12 protein-coding genes and 3 pseudogenes are annotated in these 18365 nt (G+C 38.0%); 9 read left to right on the forward strand and 6 right to left on the reverse strand.

The window, feature by feature from the left end; translation table 11 throughout:
- The coding region (locus G466_RS0113760) for a transposase (protein ID WP_026814199.1) at positions 1–278 on the reverse strand (278 nt) is incomplete at its 3' end.
- Between the two features lie 1049 nt (positions 279–1327).
- Here G466_RS0113760 and G466_RS0113770 point away from each other — a divergent pair.
- Entirely contained in the window at positions 1328–2215 is an 888-nt protein-coding gene (locus G466_RS0113770; RefSeq protein ID WP_026814201.1) for a DUF1549 domain-containing protein, read from the forward strand.
- Here the strand turns inward: G466_RS0113770 and G466_RS22055 are convergent.
- A pseudogene (locus tag G466_RS22055) lies at positions 2168–3330 on the reverse strand (IS3 family transposase). The gene G466_RS0113770 and the pseudogene G466_RS22055 overlap by 48 nt on opposite strands.
- Before the next feature lie 262 nt (positions 3331–3592).
- On the opposite strand from G466_RS22055, the gene G466_RS0113785 reads away from it, so the two are divergent.
- The 4 genes from G466_RS0113785 to G466_RS0113795 all read left to right on the forward strand — a co-directional run bounded on the left by G466_RS0113785 (position 3593) and on the right by G466_RS0113795 (position 6549).
- Positions 3593–3979 (forward strand): ISAon1 family transposase N-terminal region protein, encoded by a 387-nt coding sequence (locus G466_RS0113785; protein WP_026814202.1) that lies wholly within the window; start codon positions 3593–3595, stop codon positions 3977–3979.
- A gap of 40 nt (positions 3980–4019) precedes the next feature.
- A complete protein-coding gene (locus G466_RS24820) occupies positions 4020–4295 on the forward strand; it encodes a hypothetical protein (protein ID WP_444541755.1) in 276 nt (91 codons plus the stop codon).
- A 28-nt stretch (positions 4296–4323) separates the two neighbouring features.
- A complete protein-coding gene (locus G466_RS22065) occupies positions 4324–4956 on the forward strand; it encodes an ISAon1 family transposase (protein WP_449371706.1) in 633 nt (210 codons plus the stop codon).
- 384 nt (positions 4957–5340) lie between these two features.
- The gene (locus tag G466_RS0113795) at positions 5341–6549 is read left to right on the forward strand and encodes a site-specific integrase (protein ID WP_026814203.1); all 1209 of its coding nucleotides are present in this window, start codon (positions 5341–5343) and stop codon (positions 6547–6549) included.
- A gap of 404 nt (positions 6550–6953) precedes the next feature.
- Here the strand turns inward: G466_RS0113795 and G466_RS22070 are convergent.
- Positions 6954–8134, reverse strand: a pseudogene (locus G466_RS22070) (IS3 family transposase).
- Positions 8135–8209: 75 nt separating this feature from the next.
- Here G466_RS22070 and G466_RS22075 point away from each other — a divergent pair.
- A pseudogene (locus tag G466_RS22075) lies at positions 8210–8557 on the forward strand (IS66 family transposase); the annotation flags it as partial.
- A 121-nt stretch (positions 8558–8678) separates the two neighbouring features.
- On the opposite strand, the gene G466_RS0113815 reads toward G466_RS22075, so the two are convergent.
- The 3 genes from G466_RS0113815 to G466_RS23230 all read right to left on the reverse strand — a co-directional run bounded on the left by G466_RS0113815 (position 8679) and on the right by G466_RS23230 (position 14798).
- The gene (locus tag G466_RS0113815) at positions 8679–10154 is read right to left on the reverse strand and encodes a RagB/SusD family nutrient uptake outer membrane protein (RefSeq protein WP_026814205.1); all 1476 of its coding nucleotides are present in this window, start codon (positions 10152–10154) and stop codon (positions 8679–8681) included.
- Between the two features lie 12 nt (positions 10155–10166).
- Positions 10167–13334: a SusC/RagA family TonB-linked outer membrane protein gene (locus G466_RS22080; RefSeq protein WP_051315669.1), complete on the reverse strand. Its 3168-nt coding sequence runs from the start codon at positions 13332–13334 to the stop codon at positions 10167–10169.
- Between the two features lie 705 nt (positions 13335–14039).
- On the reverse strand, positions 14040–14798 hold the full coding sequence (locus G466_RS23230; RefSeq protein ID WP_051315670.1) for an IclR family transcriptional regulator: 759 nt from the start codon (positions 14796–14798) through the stop codon (positions 14040–14042).
- A gap of 155 nt (positions 14799–14953) precedes the next feature.
- Between G466_RS23230 and G466_RS0113830 the strand changes: the two genes are divergently transcribed.
- The 3 genes from G466_RS0113830 to G466_RS0113840 are packed head-to-tail and all read left to right on the forward strand — an operon-like array spanning position 14954 to position 18314.
- Entirely contained in the window at positions 14954–16006 is a 1053-nt protein-coding gene (locus G466_RS0113830; RefSeq protein WP_026814206.1) for an L-rhamnose/proton symporter RhaT, read from the forward strand.
- Between the two features lie 13 nt (positions 16007–16019).
- Complete coding sequence (locus G466_RS0113835; protein WP_026814207.1) at positions 16020–17168, forward strand: ABC transporter substrate-binding protein; 1149 nt, start codon at positions 16020–16022, stop codon at positions 17166–17168.
- A 3-nt stretch (positions 17169–17171) separates the two neighbouring features.
- A complete protein-coding gene (locus G466_RS0113840) occupies positions 17172–18314 on the forward strand; it encodes a CaiB/BaiF CoA transferase family protein (RefSeq protein ID WP_026814208.1) in 1143 nt (380 codons plus the stop codon).
- Positions 18315–18365 lie beyond the last annotated feature (51 nt).

Here is an 18365-nt window from a genome sequence, read left to right on the forward strand (position 1 = left end):
TTGGGAACTATCATCGGATTAAAGGAAGCCTCCCTGTCCCTAGGAACCGAGATCTCGGATTCCCCAAAAGAGGTCCTTATCTTCTTCTTGGAATGTCCGTTGCGAAAATTGCCGCCATTGGACTTCTGGTGTTTTTCGTAATCAAGGTGGCCGTCCAGCTCACCTTCAAGCATTTTCTCAATGCCCCGCTTTTGGATATCCTTAAGAAAACTGGTAAGCTCATCACCGGTCTTGAACTGCTTAAGGAAATCATCATCAAATAAATCTTCTTTTTTCATAAAGCGCAAAAATTAAAATTAAACAAAAAAATTAACGGGGGTCATGATCCCCGTTAATTTTCTATTTACACACTTTATGAGATAGTCCCACAGTTCTATTGAAAATTCGAGATGATGGATTGATTTAGCTTAATTTTCTTTTAGGTTTTGTTTTTTTTAGGCATATGGATCGTTAACTATTTGAAATTTCCAACGGAACAGTTAATTCCTTATAAAGTGATAGGTTATTAAAATATTACTTTCATAACCCAATGCATTTTCACGTCTATCAACTATTGATCACTTATATAATAAACAGGTGATTAGGACTCTGAATTTTCGCTGAAAATATTTTGATTTAAGTTTATTGGCAATTGGCTTATATCCTTTTTGAATTGTAAGAATACTTTCTTTTGGTATTTCAAATTTATAATCACTTCATTTTCTCCTTTTAATACAAACCATTTTTTGTACGGATCAGCAAATTTCCTCACATCATTTTTATAACTACCTACTATCAATTATTTTTTTTAGTTTTTATCAGTAAATTATAAGCCAATTGTGTAAAATGATGCAGATTGAGCTGGTCTACAACATTTTGGTTGAAAATAAGTATCGCCAAGTGTGATCCCATTATATATTTTTGCTTAAGTTGTCAGTACAGTTTATAACTTCCTTAGTCCATTTCTTGGCAGGACACTTAAAATAATTAACTACATTCTATAAACATCAGTTTAACGTTATAAAGTAAGGTTTTCACAATAGAAATAGCGATATTTTGAGATAGATTCTGCCTTTGTTACTTTATTAAATTAATCATAAGAGTCAAAATGATTAGGATTATGGAAATGACTTCTATTAAATTTAACATCCAAACTTCATTAATTACAATGAGTGTCTTTTCCTTTAAATATTCTAAAATAATACGTTGTATCATGTTTGAAAACACTATTAAAGTTCAATCTAAGCTAATATTGTTATATGAAATGAGATTCTAATGTTACGTTATTCTTTCTATCATCTTTAAGTTTGTAATCCCTTGATTTGAAGTTGTATTAAACAATTATAAAATGAAACAGAAAATATTGATCATATCGATCCTTGTGGTACTTTTAGGGGTGTTGTACGCCTTCACCAGTGGCGCCTTCCATGTTTCCAAAGATGATTATTCATCCCTGAAGCTCCCTGAGGTTGTAGATTACAACTTCCATATTAAACCTATCCTCTCCGATAACTGCTATACTTGCCATGGCCCAGACGCGAACAAGCGCCAAGGTTTTCGCCTAGACCTGGAAGAGACCGCATTCTCCGAGCTTTCTGAGAGCCCTGGCGAATTCCCCATCGTATCCAAAGATCCCAAGAGGAGCAAGGTATACCAAGCCATCGTTTCAGACGATCCGGATATGCAAATGCCACCTCCTAACTCCAATCTATCGCTCAACTCCTACGAAAAGAAGCTGATCAAGAAATGGATAGAGCAGGGTGCCAAATTTGAGAAGCACTGGGCGTACCTACCTCCGGAGAAAGACGCGGCCCCGAAGACGGAAAGGACGGATTGGGCACAAAATGAAATAGATGGTTTTGTATTGAAAAAGCTAGAGGAGAACAACCTACAGCCTTCTGAAAAAGCCCCGGTAGAAACGCTTATCCGCAGGATCAGTTTGGACCTGACAGGACTTCCCCCAACTACCGAACAAGTAGAAATGCTTCTTAAGGATAGTTCAGAAGAGAACATCTCCAAGATCATAGATGAATTCCTGGCTTCCCCGGCCTACGGAGAGCGCATGGCCCAATCTTGGTTGGATGTTGCGCGGTATGCCGATTCCCACGGCTATCAGGACGATAGTTACCGTACCATGTGGCCTTGGCGCGACTGGGTGGATTACCTACTAAATTTGGGACTAATTTTTTCAAGCCACTTTTTTAGAAAACCCTCTTATTTTGATTTCCATTTCTAAAGGGGAGAGATACCCTAAACTAGAATGTAGCCTTTCGTTATTATACCATGTTATATATTGCTTTATTGATTCGAACAATTGATCATGGGAGGTATATTTAAACCTATACAGCCATTCATGTTTAATTGTTTTGAAAAAGCTCTCCGCAACAGCGTTATCCCAACAATTTCCCTTTCTGCTCATTGACCGTGTTATTTTTTTATTATAAGTGAATAGATCGGTCATTTTATTCGAGGCATACTGCACCCCTCTGTCTGAATGAAAGATGAAGTCATTGCTGATAACCCTTGTCCGACATGCATCCAATCAGGCTTTCATTACGGTGTTTCGAACGGTCATATCCTCACTCAAGGCCCAGCCCACTATTTTTCTGTCGGCAAGGTCCATGATCGTGGTTAAGTAGTTCAATTGATCATCAACACGAATATATGTAATATCCGAGACCCATTTCTTCCCCAGTTCCATAGTGGCAAAGTTTCTGTCAAGGTTATTGTCAGCGACAGGGAAGGTATGCCTGGAGTCCGTTGTCACCACGAATTTTCTTCTTAGCACCGATCTCAGCCCCATTTCCCTCATCACTAATGCTATATAAGAACGGGAATAAATTAGGCCTTCACGTTCCAATTTTTGCTGGATACGATAGCTACCATAGATTTCCATGCTCTGTCCAAAATGGAATCGAATCCTTTTTTTCAGTGTCATGGTTGCTGTTTCCACCCTTTCCACATCTTTGTTTCTAAACCAATGATAATAAGAATTCTTGCTGACTCTCATGCATTTACACATCTTCCCGACAGGGTAGCAATCTTTATTCCTTAGAATAAAATGATATATTACGTGTCGCTCTTGGAGAAGATGCTCACCGCCTTTTTTAATATATCACGCTCCATTTTGACCTCTCTCAGCTCTTTCTGCAAGGCCTTGAGTTCCTTCTCCTGCGGGAAAACCTATCTTTTCTTGTCAAAATCCCCCGATTTAGCTTCATATTCCCTTTTCCATCGACGTATCATACCATCGTTCAGACCATAGTCCTCACTAATCTGTTTTGCCTTTAATCCAGATTTTAATAGATCAACTATCATAATCTTGAATTCATTATCATACTGTTTTGCCATAACTCAAATATACTTATTACGGACTTAATAAATTAGTACCATCAAAGGTAGACACTCCACTTTTGAAAAGTCAGTGTTCTTGTACTATGAGAAGCGTAGTTCTATAGACATGGGCTGCTATACAGCTACCCACTAGAGCCATAATTCAGTGCAGGCAGTAGCATCAAATTTTCTACTGTTGTTTGCTTGGCTGATATTGGATCAAGCTCAAAAGTTGGGTCTAAAGTGAATAATTTATTTCTTTGCACCCTAAATTTACGGGATGGACAAAGGAATCGATTTAACACTATTGAGCTTATTTTTACCTGAGGGAATACTTGACTTTTTTGATATTGTTGGCTTTGAACAAAAGCCTATAAAGAACCCTTTGTACTTCAATCGGTTGACTGTGTTTTTAGAGGAAAAAAAGCAGATACCAGCACTTTATAAAGATCATACCTACAAGGCCAGTGGCTTTATGGAACCTAGGGTGATTGATGATTATCCAATCCGTGATAGCTTGGTCAGCTTGAGCCTCAAACGTAGGCGCTGGGATGTTCTAATAGATGGAAAATGGATCAAAAAAAGTCGAGATTGGAATGATTTTATCGCACAGGGAACCCGCATGTCAAAAGAGTTCGCTGCTTTTTTAAAAGAGATCAACGGATAGAACAGCTCTGAGTAGTCAACAACTCGGTTCTCTTTTTGGAGTGCCTGGGAAGAGACTTCAGCGCCAGTATAAGGATTGCCTTAGCCAGTTCAATCAATGGAAACATAAGGACCACGCCAATGATTGGCTAGTGTACCCTCAGAATATTGGTCCTTATCTTTCAATAGACGAAACAGCCTTGTCCCGTGGTGAACTTTACACAATAATCACCAATAAACAGGCAAAGGGCAAAAATGGGGCTTTAATGGGAATATTTAAAGGCACCAAGGTTGAACCTATTATTGATCGATTGCTCAGACTTCCTGTTTTCTATTAGGAACAAGGTCCAAGAAATCACCTTGGACATGGCAAACTCCATGAAGACCATCGCTAGCAAATGCTTCCCAAAGGCGATACAGGTAACGGACAGGTTCCATGTGCAAAAACTGGCACTGGAGGCCCTTCAGAATATCCGGATCAAACACAGGTGGGACGCCATAGATCAGGAGAACCAACAGATAAAGCAGGCAAAGACACAGGGAGAGCAATTCGTTCCAAAAGAATTCAGCAATGGCGATACAAGAAAACAACTCTTGGCCAGAAGCAGGTACCTATTGTATAAAGCTCCTTCCAACTGGACCCAAAACCAATCCAAAAGAAGTAAAATATTGTTTGCCGAATATCCCGACATAAAGGTAGCCTTCGACCTGGTACAGGGGCTCAGGAACATATTCAATACAGCCACTACTATACAAACGGCATATACGAAACTGGCACACTGGCACAAGGACGTAGAGGCTTCGGGCTTTAAAAGCTTCCAAACAGTGGCTAACAGTATCAGCGTTAATTACAGATCTATACTGAACTATTTTATAAATAAAAGTACGAATGCCTCGGCAGAATCATTCAATGCAAAAATTAAAGCGTTCAGGGCACAATTCAGAGGGGTGAAAAATGTAGAATTCTTCCTTTACAGATTAACTACAATTTTTGCATAAACACAACAATTAGTCATGATCCTAAATTCCATTGTCACTATACTTAGAAACCAAGCAATTGGCGCTATGCCCTGTAAAGTGAAAGTGATTGGACAGAGGTTAGATAAGATAAACGCCTAAAAATGTTGTACAGAAGAAAAAAACCCAGAAGATGAATCTCCTGGGTCCCTTTGTTTACTGGTAGCGAGATCGGGAATTGAACCCGAGACCTCCGGGTTATGAACTTTGAAAGACATGTATTAACATGGTCTTATATGGCTTGTAATCAGTTGTTTATTAATGTGTTGTGAATTTATAAAATGTTATGAAACCAAGAAAAAACATCATATGTTGTACCTATGTTGTACCTAGATTTTGTATATTGAAGAATCGAACGTAGGAATTATGGCAACCATACAGGCAGTTTTAAGGAGGAAACCAAACAAAGCAGGATTATTCCCTATCGCGATTCGTGTGACCAAAGATAGGAAATCATCTTTTCTGTTTACCGGTCAATATATTGAAGAGAAATTTTGGGATAGTAAATTCGACAGGGTAAGAAAATCACATCGCAATTCAAGTCGATTAAATAAGCTGGTAGCAAAAAAGCTATCAGAAGCAAATGACAGACTTATTGATAGTGATACGGAAGGTACAGGCCAATCTGCTAAGAAAATCAAAAATAAAATAATTGGTAAAACCAAGTTGGATTTTTTTCAAGTAAGCGGAATATTTCTTGAGAACATATTAAGACGTAAAAAATTCGATCAACATTACAATCAAGAAAAGAGATTGAATATATTCGAAGCTTTTTTAGGGCGCAAGCAATTGTCTTTTGTTGATTTGGATGTCAAATTGTTAAAGAGGTTTGAAGCATATCTACTTTATGAGCGTAAGGTAGCTCCCAGAACAGCTATTAATTACCTTATGCTAATTAGAACAGTTTATAATTTAGCACGAAAAGAGTATCATGTGGATGATAGGAACTATCCGTTTGGTAAAGGAAAAATTCAGATAAAATTTCCTGAAAGTGAAAAAATCGGATTGAATACGGATGAGATCAAATTGCTTGAAACAGAAAGCGATCTGACAGTGGCTCAAAATAATGCGGTTAATACATGGCTTATAAGTTTTTATTTTGCGGGTATTAGGGTCGGTGATATTTTGAAACTGAAATGCTCAGACTTTAAAGATGACAGACTTTATTATCGGATGGGAAAAAACAAAAAAATTGTTTCCCTGGCGGTACCTGAGAAGGCAAAGAAATTATTATACCAGTATACATCGATGCAACAGCATAATAATGACTTGGTTTTTCCTTATTTAAAAGGGTCTAATCTAAATGACGATAAGCAAGTGACAATCCGGGTAAAGACAATAACAAGAAACTTAAATAGACGATTGGAAATGGTTGCCGAAAAATTGGGTATTAAAAAGAAACTCAGTATGCACATTGCTCGCCATAGTTTTGGCAATATTTCAGGGGATAGAATTCCTATTCAAATGCTTCAGAAATTATATCGTCATTCTTCTATTACCACCACGGTCAACTATCAATCGAATTTTATGCACAAAGAAACGGATGATGCATTGGAGAAGGTTATTAACTTTTGAGTAATGCTTTAAGACTCAATAATGGCTTCCAATCCAAATATTCAGAATGAGATATAAATAGGATTCATTTGTATGGATCTCAAAATGATAAACAAAACGGAATAGATAGTAAAGGCCATGCTCAAAATAGAATATTGTTCAGTAATATCCTGATACATTTCCTATTCCTACCTAACCGATTACTATTGAAGTTTTGCGTTAGGATTACGCTCTGGACTGAAACTGAAATTGCGTTTGGAAAACATGGTATATACAGCAGTGTGAGTGTTCGGGCAATGGTTTTCTGGGCCTCCCTTTCCACTAACATGTGGGAGCAACTGCCATTTGGCTATTTCGGAGTGACCATGTAATTGGTATCGGATTAAACTGGACTTACAACAAATAAGTGGGCAATTAGATAAGAGTCATGCTGCTATTTTTTGATTATACAATTCTATTTCAATTTCCTCTATAGTTTTATACCCTAAAGATGAGTGTATTCTTCTTCTGTTATACCAGGTTTCTATCAATTGGAAGACAGATAGCTCGGCTTCGGATCTGAGGTTATAGCTATGCGCATAGACCCATTCTACCTTTAGGCTCTTAAAGAATGATTCAGCCACTGCGTTGTCCCAACAATTACCTTTTCTACTCATACTTTGTCTTATCGATCCATTATGTTTTTTCAGGATATCGGTAAAAGTGGAACTGGCGTATTGAGACCCCCTATCCGAATGGAATATAAGTCCTTCCGTGATGTTGTTCGATTTAATGGCCATATTCCATGCAGGGACTATAGTGTCGCCGGTACTTAAGGTTTGGCCCATCGACCATCCAACGACCTTCCGGTGGAACAGATCTATAATTACCGTTAAATACATCCAGCCTTGTTTGGTTTTTAAATAGGTTATATCCGACACCCAAACTTGGTTCGGTCTAGAGACGGTAAAGTCCTGATCTTATATATAGGGTGCAATTGGATAGTTGTGTTTGTTGTGGGTCGTAGTTTGAAATTTACGCTTTCTTTTGGCAAACAGGTTATTTGCCCTCATTATCCTAGCTACCCTAGGTCTTGAGATGCGATATCCCCTTTTACCGAGCTCCACCTTGATCCTCGGTGCCCCGTAACACCCAAAGCTATCCTCATAAACATCTCGGATCACAGATGATATGGCCTCGGTTTCCATCATTCTTTTGGAAGGAGCCCTGCCCAACCAATCATAATACGCGCTTTTGCTTACCTTGAACATTTTGCACATCTTCCCGAACGGGAATTTAAATTTATGGTGTTTTATAAATCTATATTTTTCCTGTCGCTCTAGGAGAAGATGGCTATCGCCTTTTTTAAGATATCCCTTTCTAGTTCGGCATTCCTTAACTTCTTCTTCAGTTCTGCGATTTCCCGTTGCTCGTCCGTTAATTTGGGGTTCCCTTTTCCCGGTAAACTATTGTCCCCAAAATCCTTAGACTCCCTACGCCAGCGCCTCAATACCGATGAAGGTATGTCCAGTTCCCGGCATATTTCAACCACGCTTCCTCTGACATAGCTTAGTTCCACTGCTTTTTGCTTAAACTCTACGGTGTAATTCCTTTTTACTCTTGACATTTTACAAAGTTAATTTAAATGGCAAAATACGCTCTTACTCTTGTGTCCAGTCAAATACGGTAAGTCCAGGGCGGAGTGGAAAGAACAAGGATCGTACAACGACTGAAAGATCTCTTGGAAAAACCTCCCGACAAAGAGTACAAGGAACTTTATAAATTTTACAAACGTATGTGCAAGGAAAGACAGCACCTGTTCACATTTCTTTTTATCGAGGGTGTCCCTCCGGACAACAATGCATCGGAGCGGGCCATCCGCAACGTAAAAGTGAAACAGAAAATATCGGGACAGTTCAAAAACCAAAGGACGGCACAGAATTTTGCCAAGATCAGATCGGTCATCGACACAACGATCAAAAACGACATGAACGTACTGGAGGCCTTGACACTTATAGCTAAATTACAACCTCGATTACAAACTGATTAGTTGCCATTTTCTTTAATTATTCCCCAATTATGTGGTTGTTAAAAAATGGTATTGCCCTTTCTCAAGGGCAATACCATAACCAACTAAAATTAATCAACTATTATTTTGATTAGGTAACCAATTAATACCCGTCTTTTTGATCTAATTCTGGATTTCTGTCGATTTCTGACTGTGGAAATGGCCAATTATAATGGTGAGACTTAAATTTAAGACCACCAATTCCCAAGCCAGGTTCGTCTACTTTGCTAAGGGCATCTTCTATTACTCCCCATCTTTTCAGATCTAAATAATGATGTCCTTCGAACGCCAATTCAACTCTCCGTTCTAAACGAATTCTTTCTCTCATCTCATCCTTGGATAATTGGACAGGAAGATCCGGCATATTGGAACGGGAACGTACGGCATTGATTGCATTATATACTGATTGATCAGGACCTACAGCCTCATTTTGGGCCTCAGCATACATTAATAAAACATCAGCGAACCTTAGGTGAATAATATCCATATCACTTAGAGTATCATACCCTAAAGGGCCTATGTTCTTATCAATTCCTTTTTGAATTCGATATCCAGTATTTGTAGTTTCCTGTTGTATTTCATTGCCATCAATAAACCAAGGTTCAACTTGAATTGTTTGAAGCAGTCTTGGATCCCTATTTTCAAAGGGGCTGAGAGGATTGTATAATGGAGATTGAGAAATTGATATTCCATCAACAGATTCATATATATCAACTAATTCTTGTCTTGGATTGGGCTCACTCCACCAACCCACATATATTTGATAGCTGTGATAGTTGTCTGGCGCTAAAAATTTAACAGAAAATAAAATCTCATCAGGATTAGCTTCTTGGCCGCTGGTTATAAAAAGCCCGGTAAAATCATCACTCAAGCTTGTAGTTCCCGAAATCATTATTTGACTTGTCAAATCAGCGGCTTGAGACCATTCTTTATTGTGTAAGTGTACTTTGGCCTTTAACGCTAATGCTGTATTTTTCACAATATTACCAGTATATGGAGTGTTCGGGAGACTAGCAATAGCATCATCCAAATCACTATGTATAAATTCCAAAACATTTTGACTTGAACTTTGTTTGATTTTAGATTCTTCAACAGTAGGTGGTGTGTCATAGATAACAACATCCCCAAAAAATTGTTGCAAGTTGAAGTAGTACCAAGCACGTATAAATTTAACCTCAGCAATATACTGCTCTCTAACGGAAGCATTCATTTCGATATCCGTGATATTTTTTAAGAAAATGTTACAAGCGGATATTCCCTTATACGCATCATTATATATAGAATTGACAATACCTCCAGTTGCAGGTAATAAATCTCCACGAGATATGGACATCACTTGATTAGCATTCGTACGATTATGTCCGTTATCCGTTAGACAATCTAAATTATATCGAGTTACACTAAAAATACTTGCCTGCATACTGTTATAAACCCCAACTAATGCCGTGTGTGCATCAGCTTCGCTTTTCCAAAATGTTTCACTTGATACTTGATCTAATGGGTTCTTTTCTAAAAAATCATCGCTACACGATAAGAACAATGTAAGTAAGACCAAGCCTATTAACTTATAATTTCTCATAATATTTTCTATTTATAATTTAACTTTTACACCCAATGACAAAATTTTGGTTTGTGGATAGACACTCCCTCTAGTGTTCCCTCCTGATCTCTCTGGATCAACATTTTTCAAATTAGAAAAAGTAATCAAATTATCTCCAGAAAAATATACTCGGATGTCTTTCATATTGATTTTCTCACAGATGTTTTGAGGTAAATTGTAACCGATTTGTAAATTTTTTATGCGCATATATGATGCATCATGTAAATCGAAGGTATTTTCAGTACCGGACATCGCGGCATTACCATAGGTTGAGAAACTCCATAATGCTGGCATTGTTTGACTTTGGTTCTCAGGTGTCCATGCATTTCGCCAATCAGTAGTAGGTGCCGTTCCTTGTGTGAAGGGCCAGAAACCCCACCAAGTCAAATAGTATTTCTGTCCTTCTACGCCCTGAAAGAACACCGATAAATCCCAGTTCTTCCATTGAAGTGAAATACTTCCTCCATAGGTGAAATCTGGATGTGCACCATCAACAAATGTTCTATCATCCGCATTTATGACTCCATCTAGATTGGTGTCTTTAAACCTAAGATCACCAGGCTGTGGATTGCCAGGGTGTACTGGAGCCGCATCTATCTCGGCTTGTGATTGAAAAATACCATCCCATTCTACCATATAATAGGAATTGATAGGCTTCCCTTCGACAGTTGATTGTCTTCCAAGACTTGGAGCTTTTACCTTAGTTACCTCGTTTTTGTTTTTCGAATAATTAATATCTACTGAATACGATAACTCCCCAACTTTATTTCTATGACCTAATAATAGTTCAATACCACTGTTTTGCATTGAGGCAAAATTGACCGTGGGGGCGGACAATCCGACGCTTGCAGGGATTTCAGCTGTTGACAAGATTCCTTCTGTATCCTTTTTATACCAGTCAAATACCATCGATAATAATCCATTACCCAAAGAGAGGTCTATTCCTATATCAGTACTTGTAGTAGTTTCCCATTCCAATGTTTTATCGGTAAGTCTAGTTTGTCTTAATCCCTGTTCAAGGCTTGCACCGAGAGGATAATTCGCACTTGATAAAACATCTTGATATGGGTAATTACCGATATTCTGATTACCTAATTGTCCCCAAGAAGCTCTTAGCTTCAAGTTATCCACCCAATCATACTCCCTCATGAAGTTTTCTTGTGACACCCTCCAAGCTGCTGATAATGATGGAAATAATCCCCATCTATTTTCTTTAAAAATTCTAGAGGTGCCGTCATATCGAGCGTTTGCTTCAAAAAGGTATTTTTCTTTGAAATTGTAGGTTATTCGACCAAAATACGATTGGATAGCCCACTCGCTGGCAGAGCCAGTCGTGTTTTGCCCTTCAGAATTTCCTGCGTTCAACTCTCTAAGTTGTGGAAAATTAAAATCTCTTCGTGCCCCCTGTAAAAAACGCCATTTAAAGGATTCCTGATTATAACCTGCCAATATAGATAAGTTATGTCCATTCTTAAACTCCTTGTTATAGTTTAAGGTAGACAATAGCGTTGGTTGGTTACTTCGTTCAAATTGATCCCGCACTCCATTAAATACTGGCCAACCATCTGAATACCATTCATTACTCGAAAATGCATATGAGTCAATGGGATAGTTCACAAATTTATTGAAGGAATCTGAATAATCAATTGCCCCTTTTACTTCCCACTGCAATTCAGGTAAAATATTTAACCTTAAAAAAGCGCTGGCTCTAATATTTTTTGAGTCATAAAAATCTCCACCTTCATTAGCTACGAATTCTGGATTTCTATTTACCCATTTATCTGGCCATCCGCCATGGCTGTAACGTCCACTTCCATCGGCTAAATATGGACTATACATAGGCTGAGAACCATAAATGAGTAAAATAAAGTCAGAATCTGCAAGCCAAGGTTGTTTTCTGTCACCAATCGCCATACTTGCATTGGCACCAAAGCTTAAATTGTCAGATATTTTGGTATCAATTTTAATTTGACCTGAATATTTTTTAAAGTCATGTCCAATTACAATACCTTCTTGATCGTAATACCCAATATTTGCGTAAAAATTAGTCTTTTCAGTACCTCCGGAAACACTTAGATTGTGCTTTTGAACTGGTGTTGACCTTATGGAATGGTCTAACCAATTAAAATTAGGGAATTTTGAATCACCTGGAGATGCATTTTTGTAGGCGTTGATTTGTTCTGAGGTAAAGAGGTTGGGGATTCCTTGTCTGGTATGTGCTGAGTTCCACATCTCCATATATTCTACAGAATTATTGATTAAATCGGGAAGAATTGTAGCTGAATGAGAGGCTATGTTACCATGATAATTGACGATAACGTCCCCTTTTATTCCAGATTTTGTTGTAACCACTATCACCCCGTTGGCCGCCCGTGCTCCATAAATTGCGGCAGATGCGGCATCTTTCAGTACGGATATGGACTCAACGTTTTCTGGGTCTATATTGTCTAGCGACCCTGCTATTCCATCGATGATAACTAAGGGGTTGCTTCCTGCTCCGCTAAAAGTACCTGTCCCTCTTATCCTGATAGATGTCATTTCTTTTCCTGGTTGTCCAGAACCTTGGTTAATCATTACCCCGCTCAGTTTACCCTGTAGCATACTGGCAACATTGTTTACAGGACGTTTGGTCAGTTCCTCATCGTCAATTATAGATATAGCGCCTGTCAAATTTATTTTTTTCTGGGTTCCATAACCAACGACAACAACTTCTTCCAACCCTTCCGCATTTTCTTCAAGCTTTATTGAAATAGTAGCACCTCCATCAACAGGCACCTCTTGAGTCTCAAAGCCTATATATGAAACGATCAATGATGCATTGACGTTCTTCACTTGTATGGAAAAATCACCTTCAAAATCCGTCTGTGTGCCATTGGAAGTGCCTTTCTCTACGATACTTGCTCCAGGCAATGGACTTCCATTAATATCTGTAACCTTCCCTTTAACAATAATGTCCTGATTGTTCTTTTGTAGGCTAAATTTGGTTTTATTTTCTTTTTCTACCTTAATAGTGTTAAGTGCGTTTTCTATACTCCTAGAGTAGAGTTTACCACTCGTTGTTAATAAAATGGAGCAGGAAAGTAGAAGAGGGAGGCCTTTTTGTATATCGATTATGATTAGGTGCCATAATCCCCTCAAAATGTTATAAGGTTTTTTCATGTTTAAATTGGTTTAAATGGTTATTAAAATGTTTATATCACTATGTGGTATATGTGGTTGAAATTACTTCATCCCAAGTCGTATTCTTAATTGAGTGTTTTCTACGTTTCACTTCATTGGCTTAATTTTAGATTTGAAATTAATGATCGATGAAAAATGTTGGATAGGGAGATTAGAGCATTTACCCTAACAATTCCATTCTTCTGTTAACTCGTCTTTTAATATTTGTTATTTCACTTCTATTATTTAAATCTAGGTTGATATTTACTTTGGTTTACAGTTATAGTGTCTTCTATAGTTTTTTGTCTAATAGAGCTAAACTGATATGGATAATACTCTGTCAAAGTCTGCAATATAATAAATATTTATATATAAATAAGGTATTCGTAATTTAAAAATAAATTGATTATTGAAGTTATTTAATGATTTCACTCTTTTGCGAACATCATTTGTTATTTAACCTTTCTAGTCCTATGTTGGGGGGGGGGTAAATTTTTGAAACGTTAAATGTGATATTATTCTGTAAAAACCAATAAATACAATTAATTTTATTCTACTTAAGGTGAGTCTGATTGTGAAAACCTAGAAGTGGTTGAATTTCAATTGCCTATAGTGTAAATAGGGGGAGTAAATTATAATTGCTTGTTTAATTTTGATATAAGTGTTCTGTTTACCTAGGTTGATGTATATCTTTAAAAGTTGAAATTATTGAAGGCCTAAATTAAAGCGTATGTCTTTAATGGTTGATTTCAATCTGTCCAATATATAGTTGGAGTCTATAAGTTCCTGCACTTGTCCAGATAAGATAGTGGCACAAAGTGTTGCGTTAATGTCAAGCTCCGGAATGTAAAGGGGAACCCCAATATCCACTACTCCTTTGGTCGATCTACTTTCTCTGATATCATAACCCTTTTTTGAAATACTCTCAAGCAGGGTATTGTATTCTTGTTTTTTCTTATCTGTTAAATTGTGGAAGTCTGCAGTCTTGTCGAATATTCTTTGTCTTTCCTCCGGTGAAAGCTGTGAAAGTGATATACTTCCAGAAAATGAGTGTATTATAGGGAATTTGCTTCCTACTTGAATGCAAAGCGCTATTGGCTCGGGACTAGGGTTTTGAGCGAGAACAAGCATGTTTTGATTGTCTAAAATTGAAAGGTGGCATGAGTGTCTCGAAAGCGCAGATAGCTCTTGCATTGGATATATTGCCGCTAACCTGAGTGTTTCAGTTGGTTGAAGACGGCGTGCTAAATGTAATAGCTTCAAGGATAATTTGAATTTGGCAGATACTGGATTTTTAACTATGTACCCTCTTTCTTCTAGGCAAACCAGCATTCTATAGATTTCGTTGGGCTTTTTGTTAATTCCTAAAGCTATCTCAGTTTGTGATTGGGGAGTTGTAATGTTCGAAAGGTATTCAATAATGTCCAAACCTTTATCTAGAGCCGGTGATTGGTATTTCGCCATAATTGTTAAAAATGTTTTCGAGTAGTTAAAATATTATTGGTAAATAATATAGTTCAAAATTACCACAATAAATATAAATCGTAAAATTTATATCTTAAATTATTTACATATAAATAAAATATTTATATTTGAAAATCATTTTTTAATTTTAAGCTATGTCAAACCCGTTATTTGGAGTTGTGCTACATGCAGTAGGTGGTGTGTCTGCCTCTACTTGCTATCTACCCTTTCAGAAAGTAAAAAAATGGTCGTGGAATAGCTACTGGTTAATACAAGCAACATTCGCGTGGTTGGTTTTTCCTTTGCTAATTGGTTACTTAACAATACCGGATCTATGGCAGGTTTTTGCCGAATCGCCCACTCTCGTTTTACTCAATGCTGTATTGCTCGGCGGTGTCTATGGTTTTGGGGGAATGGCGTTCGGATATGCTATAGGTTACATTGGTTTTTCATTGGCTTATACCATTTCCATTGGCCTGTCTGCCGTATTGGGTACCATTGTTCCATTGTTAATCCACGGTACCTTGGAGGAACATTTTTCAAGATCGGGAGGCGGTATTGTGCTGTTCGGAATGATCTTATCCATGGTGGGGTGTTTTTTTTGTGGATGGGCCGGACGTAAAAAGGAACGGGACCTAAAAGAAAGAATGAATTATGATGCCAGCGCTTTCAATTTAAAATCGGGACTGATGCTGGCTATATTTGCCGGAGTGCTATCGGCAATTTTTGGGATTTCGTTGGAAATAGGTGCTCCCGTGACAGAAGTTGCCAGGCAACACGGGGCGGGACAATTTGAGGGCAATGCCAATTTATTGCTCTCAACATCAGGTGCTTTTGTTACAAATTTTATTTGGTTTATAATAGTTGGTTTTCGTCAAAAAACTATTAAAGAATTAATAACGGTGAAGATGTTAGGCAAACGTGTTTGGCTACAGAACCTATTTCTGTCAATCCTCACTGGAGGCCTGTGGTACTTTCAATTCTTCTTTTATGGGATGGGACATGTTGGTATGGGGAATTTCAAATTTGCAAGTTGGGCTATTCATATGTCTATGCTTATCTTTTTTAGCTACATGGTAGGAATAATTATGAAAGAATGGAAGGAAGTAAACAAGAATACGTATTCCACTCTAATTGTGGGCTTATTGATATTGGTAATCTCCTTTGTTGTGATTTCATACGGAGGGGTTATAGGAAGTGAAGTTTAAAATGTGGAGATATATGCAGAATATTATTACTTTAAAAGGAATAACATGGGACCACAGCAGGGGGTATTGCCCTATGGTGGCAACGGCGCAACGTTTTTCGGAAACCCGTCCCCATGTCAAGATAGAATGGTCAAAACGCTCACTTCAAGGATTTGCCAATGAACATATCGATACCCTGGCCATGAACTATGATTTAATTGTCATAGACCATCCATGGGGTGGTTATGCGGCCGATACCGGCATCTTATTAAACTTGGATCAATATATGCCGACTCATTATCTTAAAGATCAAGCGGCCCATTCGGTGGGCAAATCCTATGAAAGCTATCATTTTGGGGGGCATCAGTTTGCCTTACCTATTGATGCAGCAGCCCCGGTCGCTTCAAGCAGGCCCGATATATTGGAGCAAATGGGTCTGGACCTTCCTAAATCCTTCAATGATCTTCTACAACTAGCTTCGAAAGGTCTTGTAACAATGCCAGGTATTCCCATAGATACCCTGATGAATTTCTATATGTTTTGTTGCGTAATGGGCGAGGAACCCTTTTTGTCTTCAGACTATGTAGTGAGTGAGGCTATTGGTAAAAAGGCATTGGAAATGTTGAAAGAACTGGCAGATCGTCTTAATCCTGAATTCTTTGACTGGAATCCGATTCGAGTGTACGAAGCAATGACCGTTAGGAACGATTTGGCATACTGCCCATGGGCCTATGGATATTCTAATTATTCCAGAAGAGGGTATGCATCAAAAGTTTTGCATTACCATGATTTGATAAAGGACGATAGGGGTGCTGTATATCGCAGTACTCTGGGAGGGACTGGCTTGGCTATTTCTGCAAATAGTAAAAATAAAGATTTAGCTGTAGAATACGCAATGTTTGTGGCAAACCCAATCATTCAAAGTTCACTGTTTTTTGATAACGGTGGTCAACCTGGACATAGAAAAGCCTGGCAGGACGATTTTGTAAATATTCGAAGTGGAGATTTCTTTAAATCTACTCTTAAAACTTTGGACTGTGCATTTCTAAGACCAAGATATAATGGTTATATGTATTTTCAAGATAATGCGGGTAGTTTAATTCGTGATTATTTAATGAATGGAGGATCAACGGAAGATTTAATTTACAGTCTTAATAAGATTTATTTAGACTCAAAAAAATAAAAAATGAAGCCATTAAAAGGTATATTGGTTTTGGAATTCTCTCAATATTTAGCAGGTCCTTCTGCTGGATTGCGATTGGCAGATTTAGGGGCTCGGGTCATTAAAATAGAGCGACCTTTAACTGGAGAAGGAGGAAGACAGATTGCTATCAAAAACTTGTTCATCGAAAAGGATAGCTTAGTCTTTCACACGATAAATAGAAATAAGGAATCCTTTGCAGCAGACCTTAAGGATCCAGAAGATTTAAGCAAAATTAAAAAGCTATTGGCGATAACAGATGTTATGACACATAATTTCAGGCCTGGGGTCATGGAGAGGATTGGCTTGGATTATAAATCCGTTAGCACTATTAATCCTAAATTGGTATACGGGGTAGTTACTGGTTATGGGAATGAAGGTCCTTGGGCTGCCAAGGCTGGTCAAGATTTATTGGTTCAGGCCCTTTCAGGCCTCACCTATTTGTCTGGAAATGATAACGATGGACCGGTACCAATGGGTCTGGCTGCAACAGATATTTTGACTGGGGCTCACTTTTGCCAAGGTATTTTGGCAGCTTTAGTGCGCAGGGGAAATACACAAAAAGGGGGGTTGGTAGAAGTTAGTCTTTTGGAATCGACCCTCGATTTTCAGTTCGAGGTTCTTACGACCCATTTCAATGATGGAGGGAAGCTACCATGTAGGGCTAAAGAAGGTAGTGCTCATGCCTATTTGGGGGCTCCTTATGGTGTGTACACCACAAAAGACAATTATATTTCTATAGCTATGGTGCCTTTGCCAATTCTGGCTTCCTTTTTGAATGTTGAGCTGCCCGACAAATATCAATCTGAGGAAAATTGGTTCGAGTATCGTGACGAGATTAAGGCAATATTGCAAAAAGTTCTGCTCACCAAGTCCACAGCGGAATGGTTGGAGATCTTGGAGGCTGGGGATGTGTGGTGTTCAGCGGTATTTGACTACAAGGAATTTTTGGAGCATGACGGTTATAAGATATTGAAAATGGATCAGGAAATAATCACCTCAAAAGGTGAAAAAATACGAACAACTTGTTGCCCTATCCGCGTGGACAATAAGCGCTATTATAGTTATAAATCAGCTCCTTTAGTAGGAGAGGATACTAATAAAATTATTAAAGAGTTTAATTTATAAATTGAATTAGGATATGAGTAATTGTAAAAACAGAAAAAAAATAAGGAATTT

It is taken from the genome of Arenibacter certesii DSM 19833 (assembly GCF_000429545.1).
Lineage (GTDB): Bacteria > Bacteroidota > Bacteroidia > Flavobacteriales > Flavobacteriaceae > Arenibacter > Arenibacter certesii.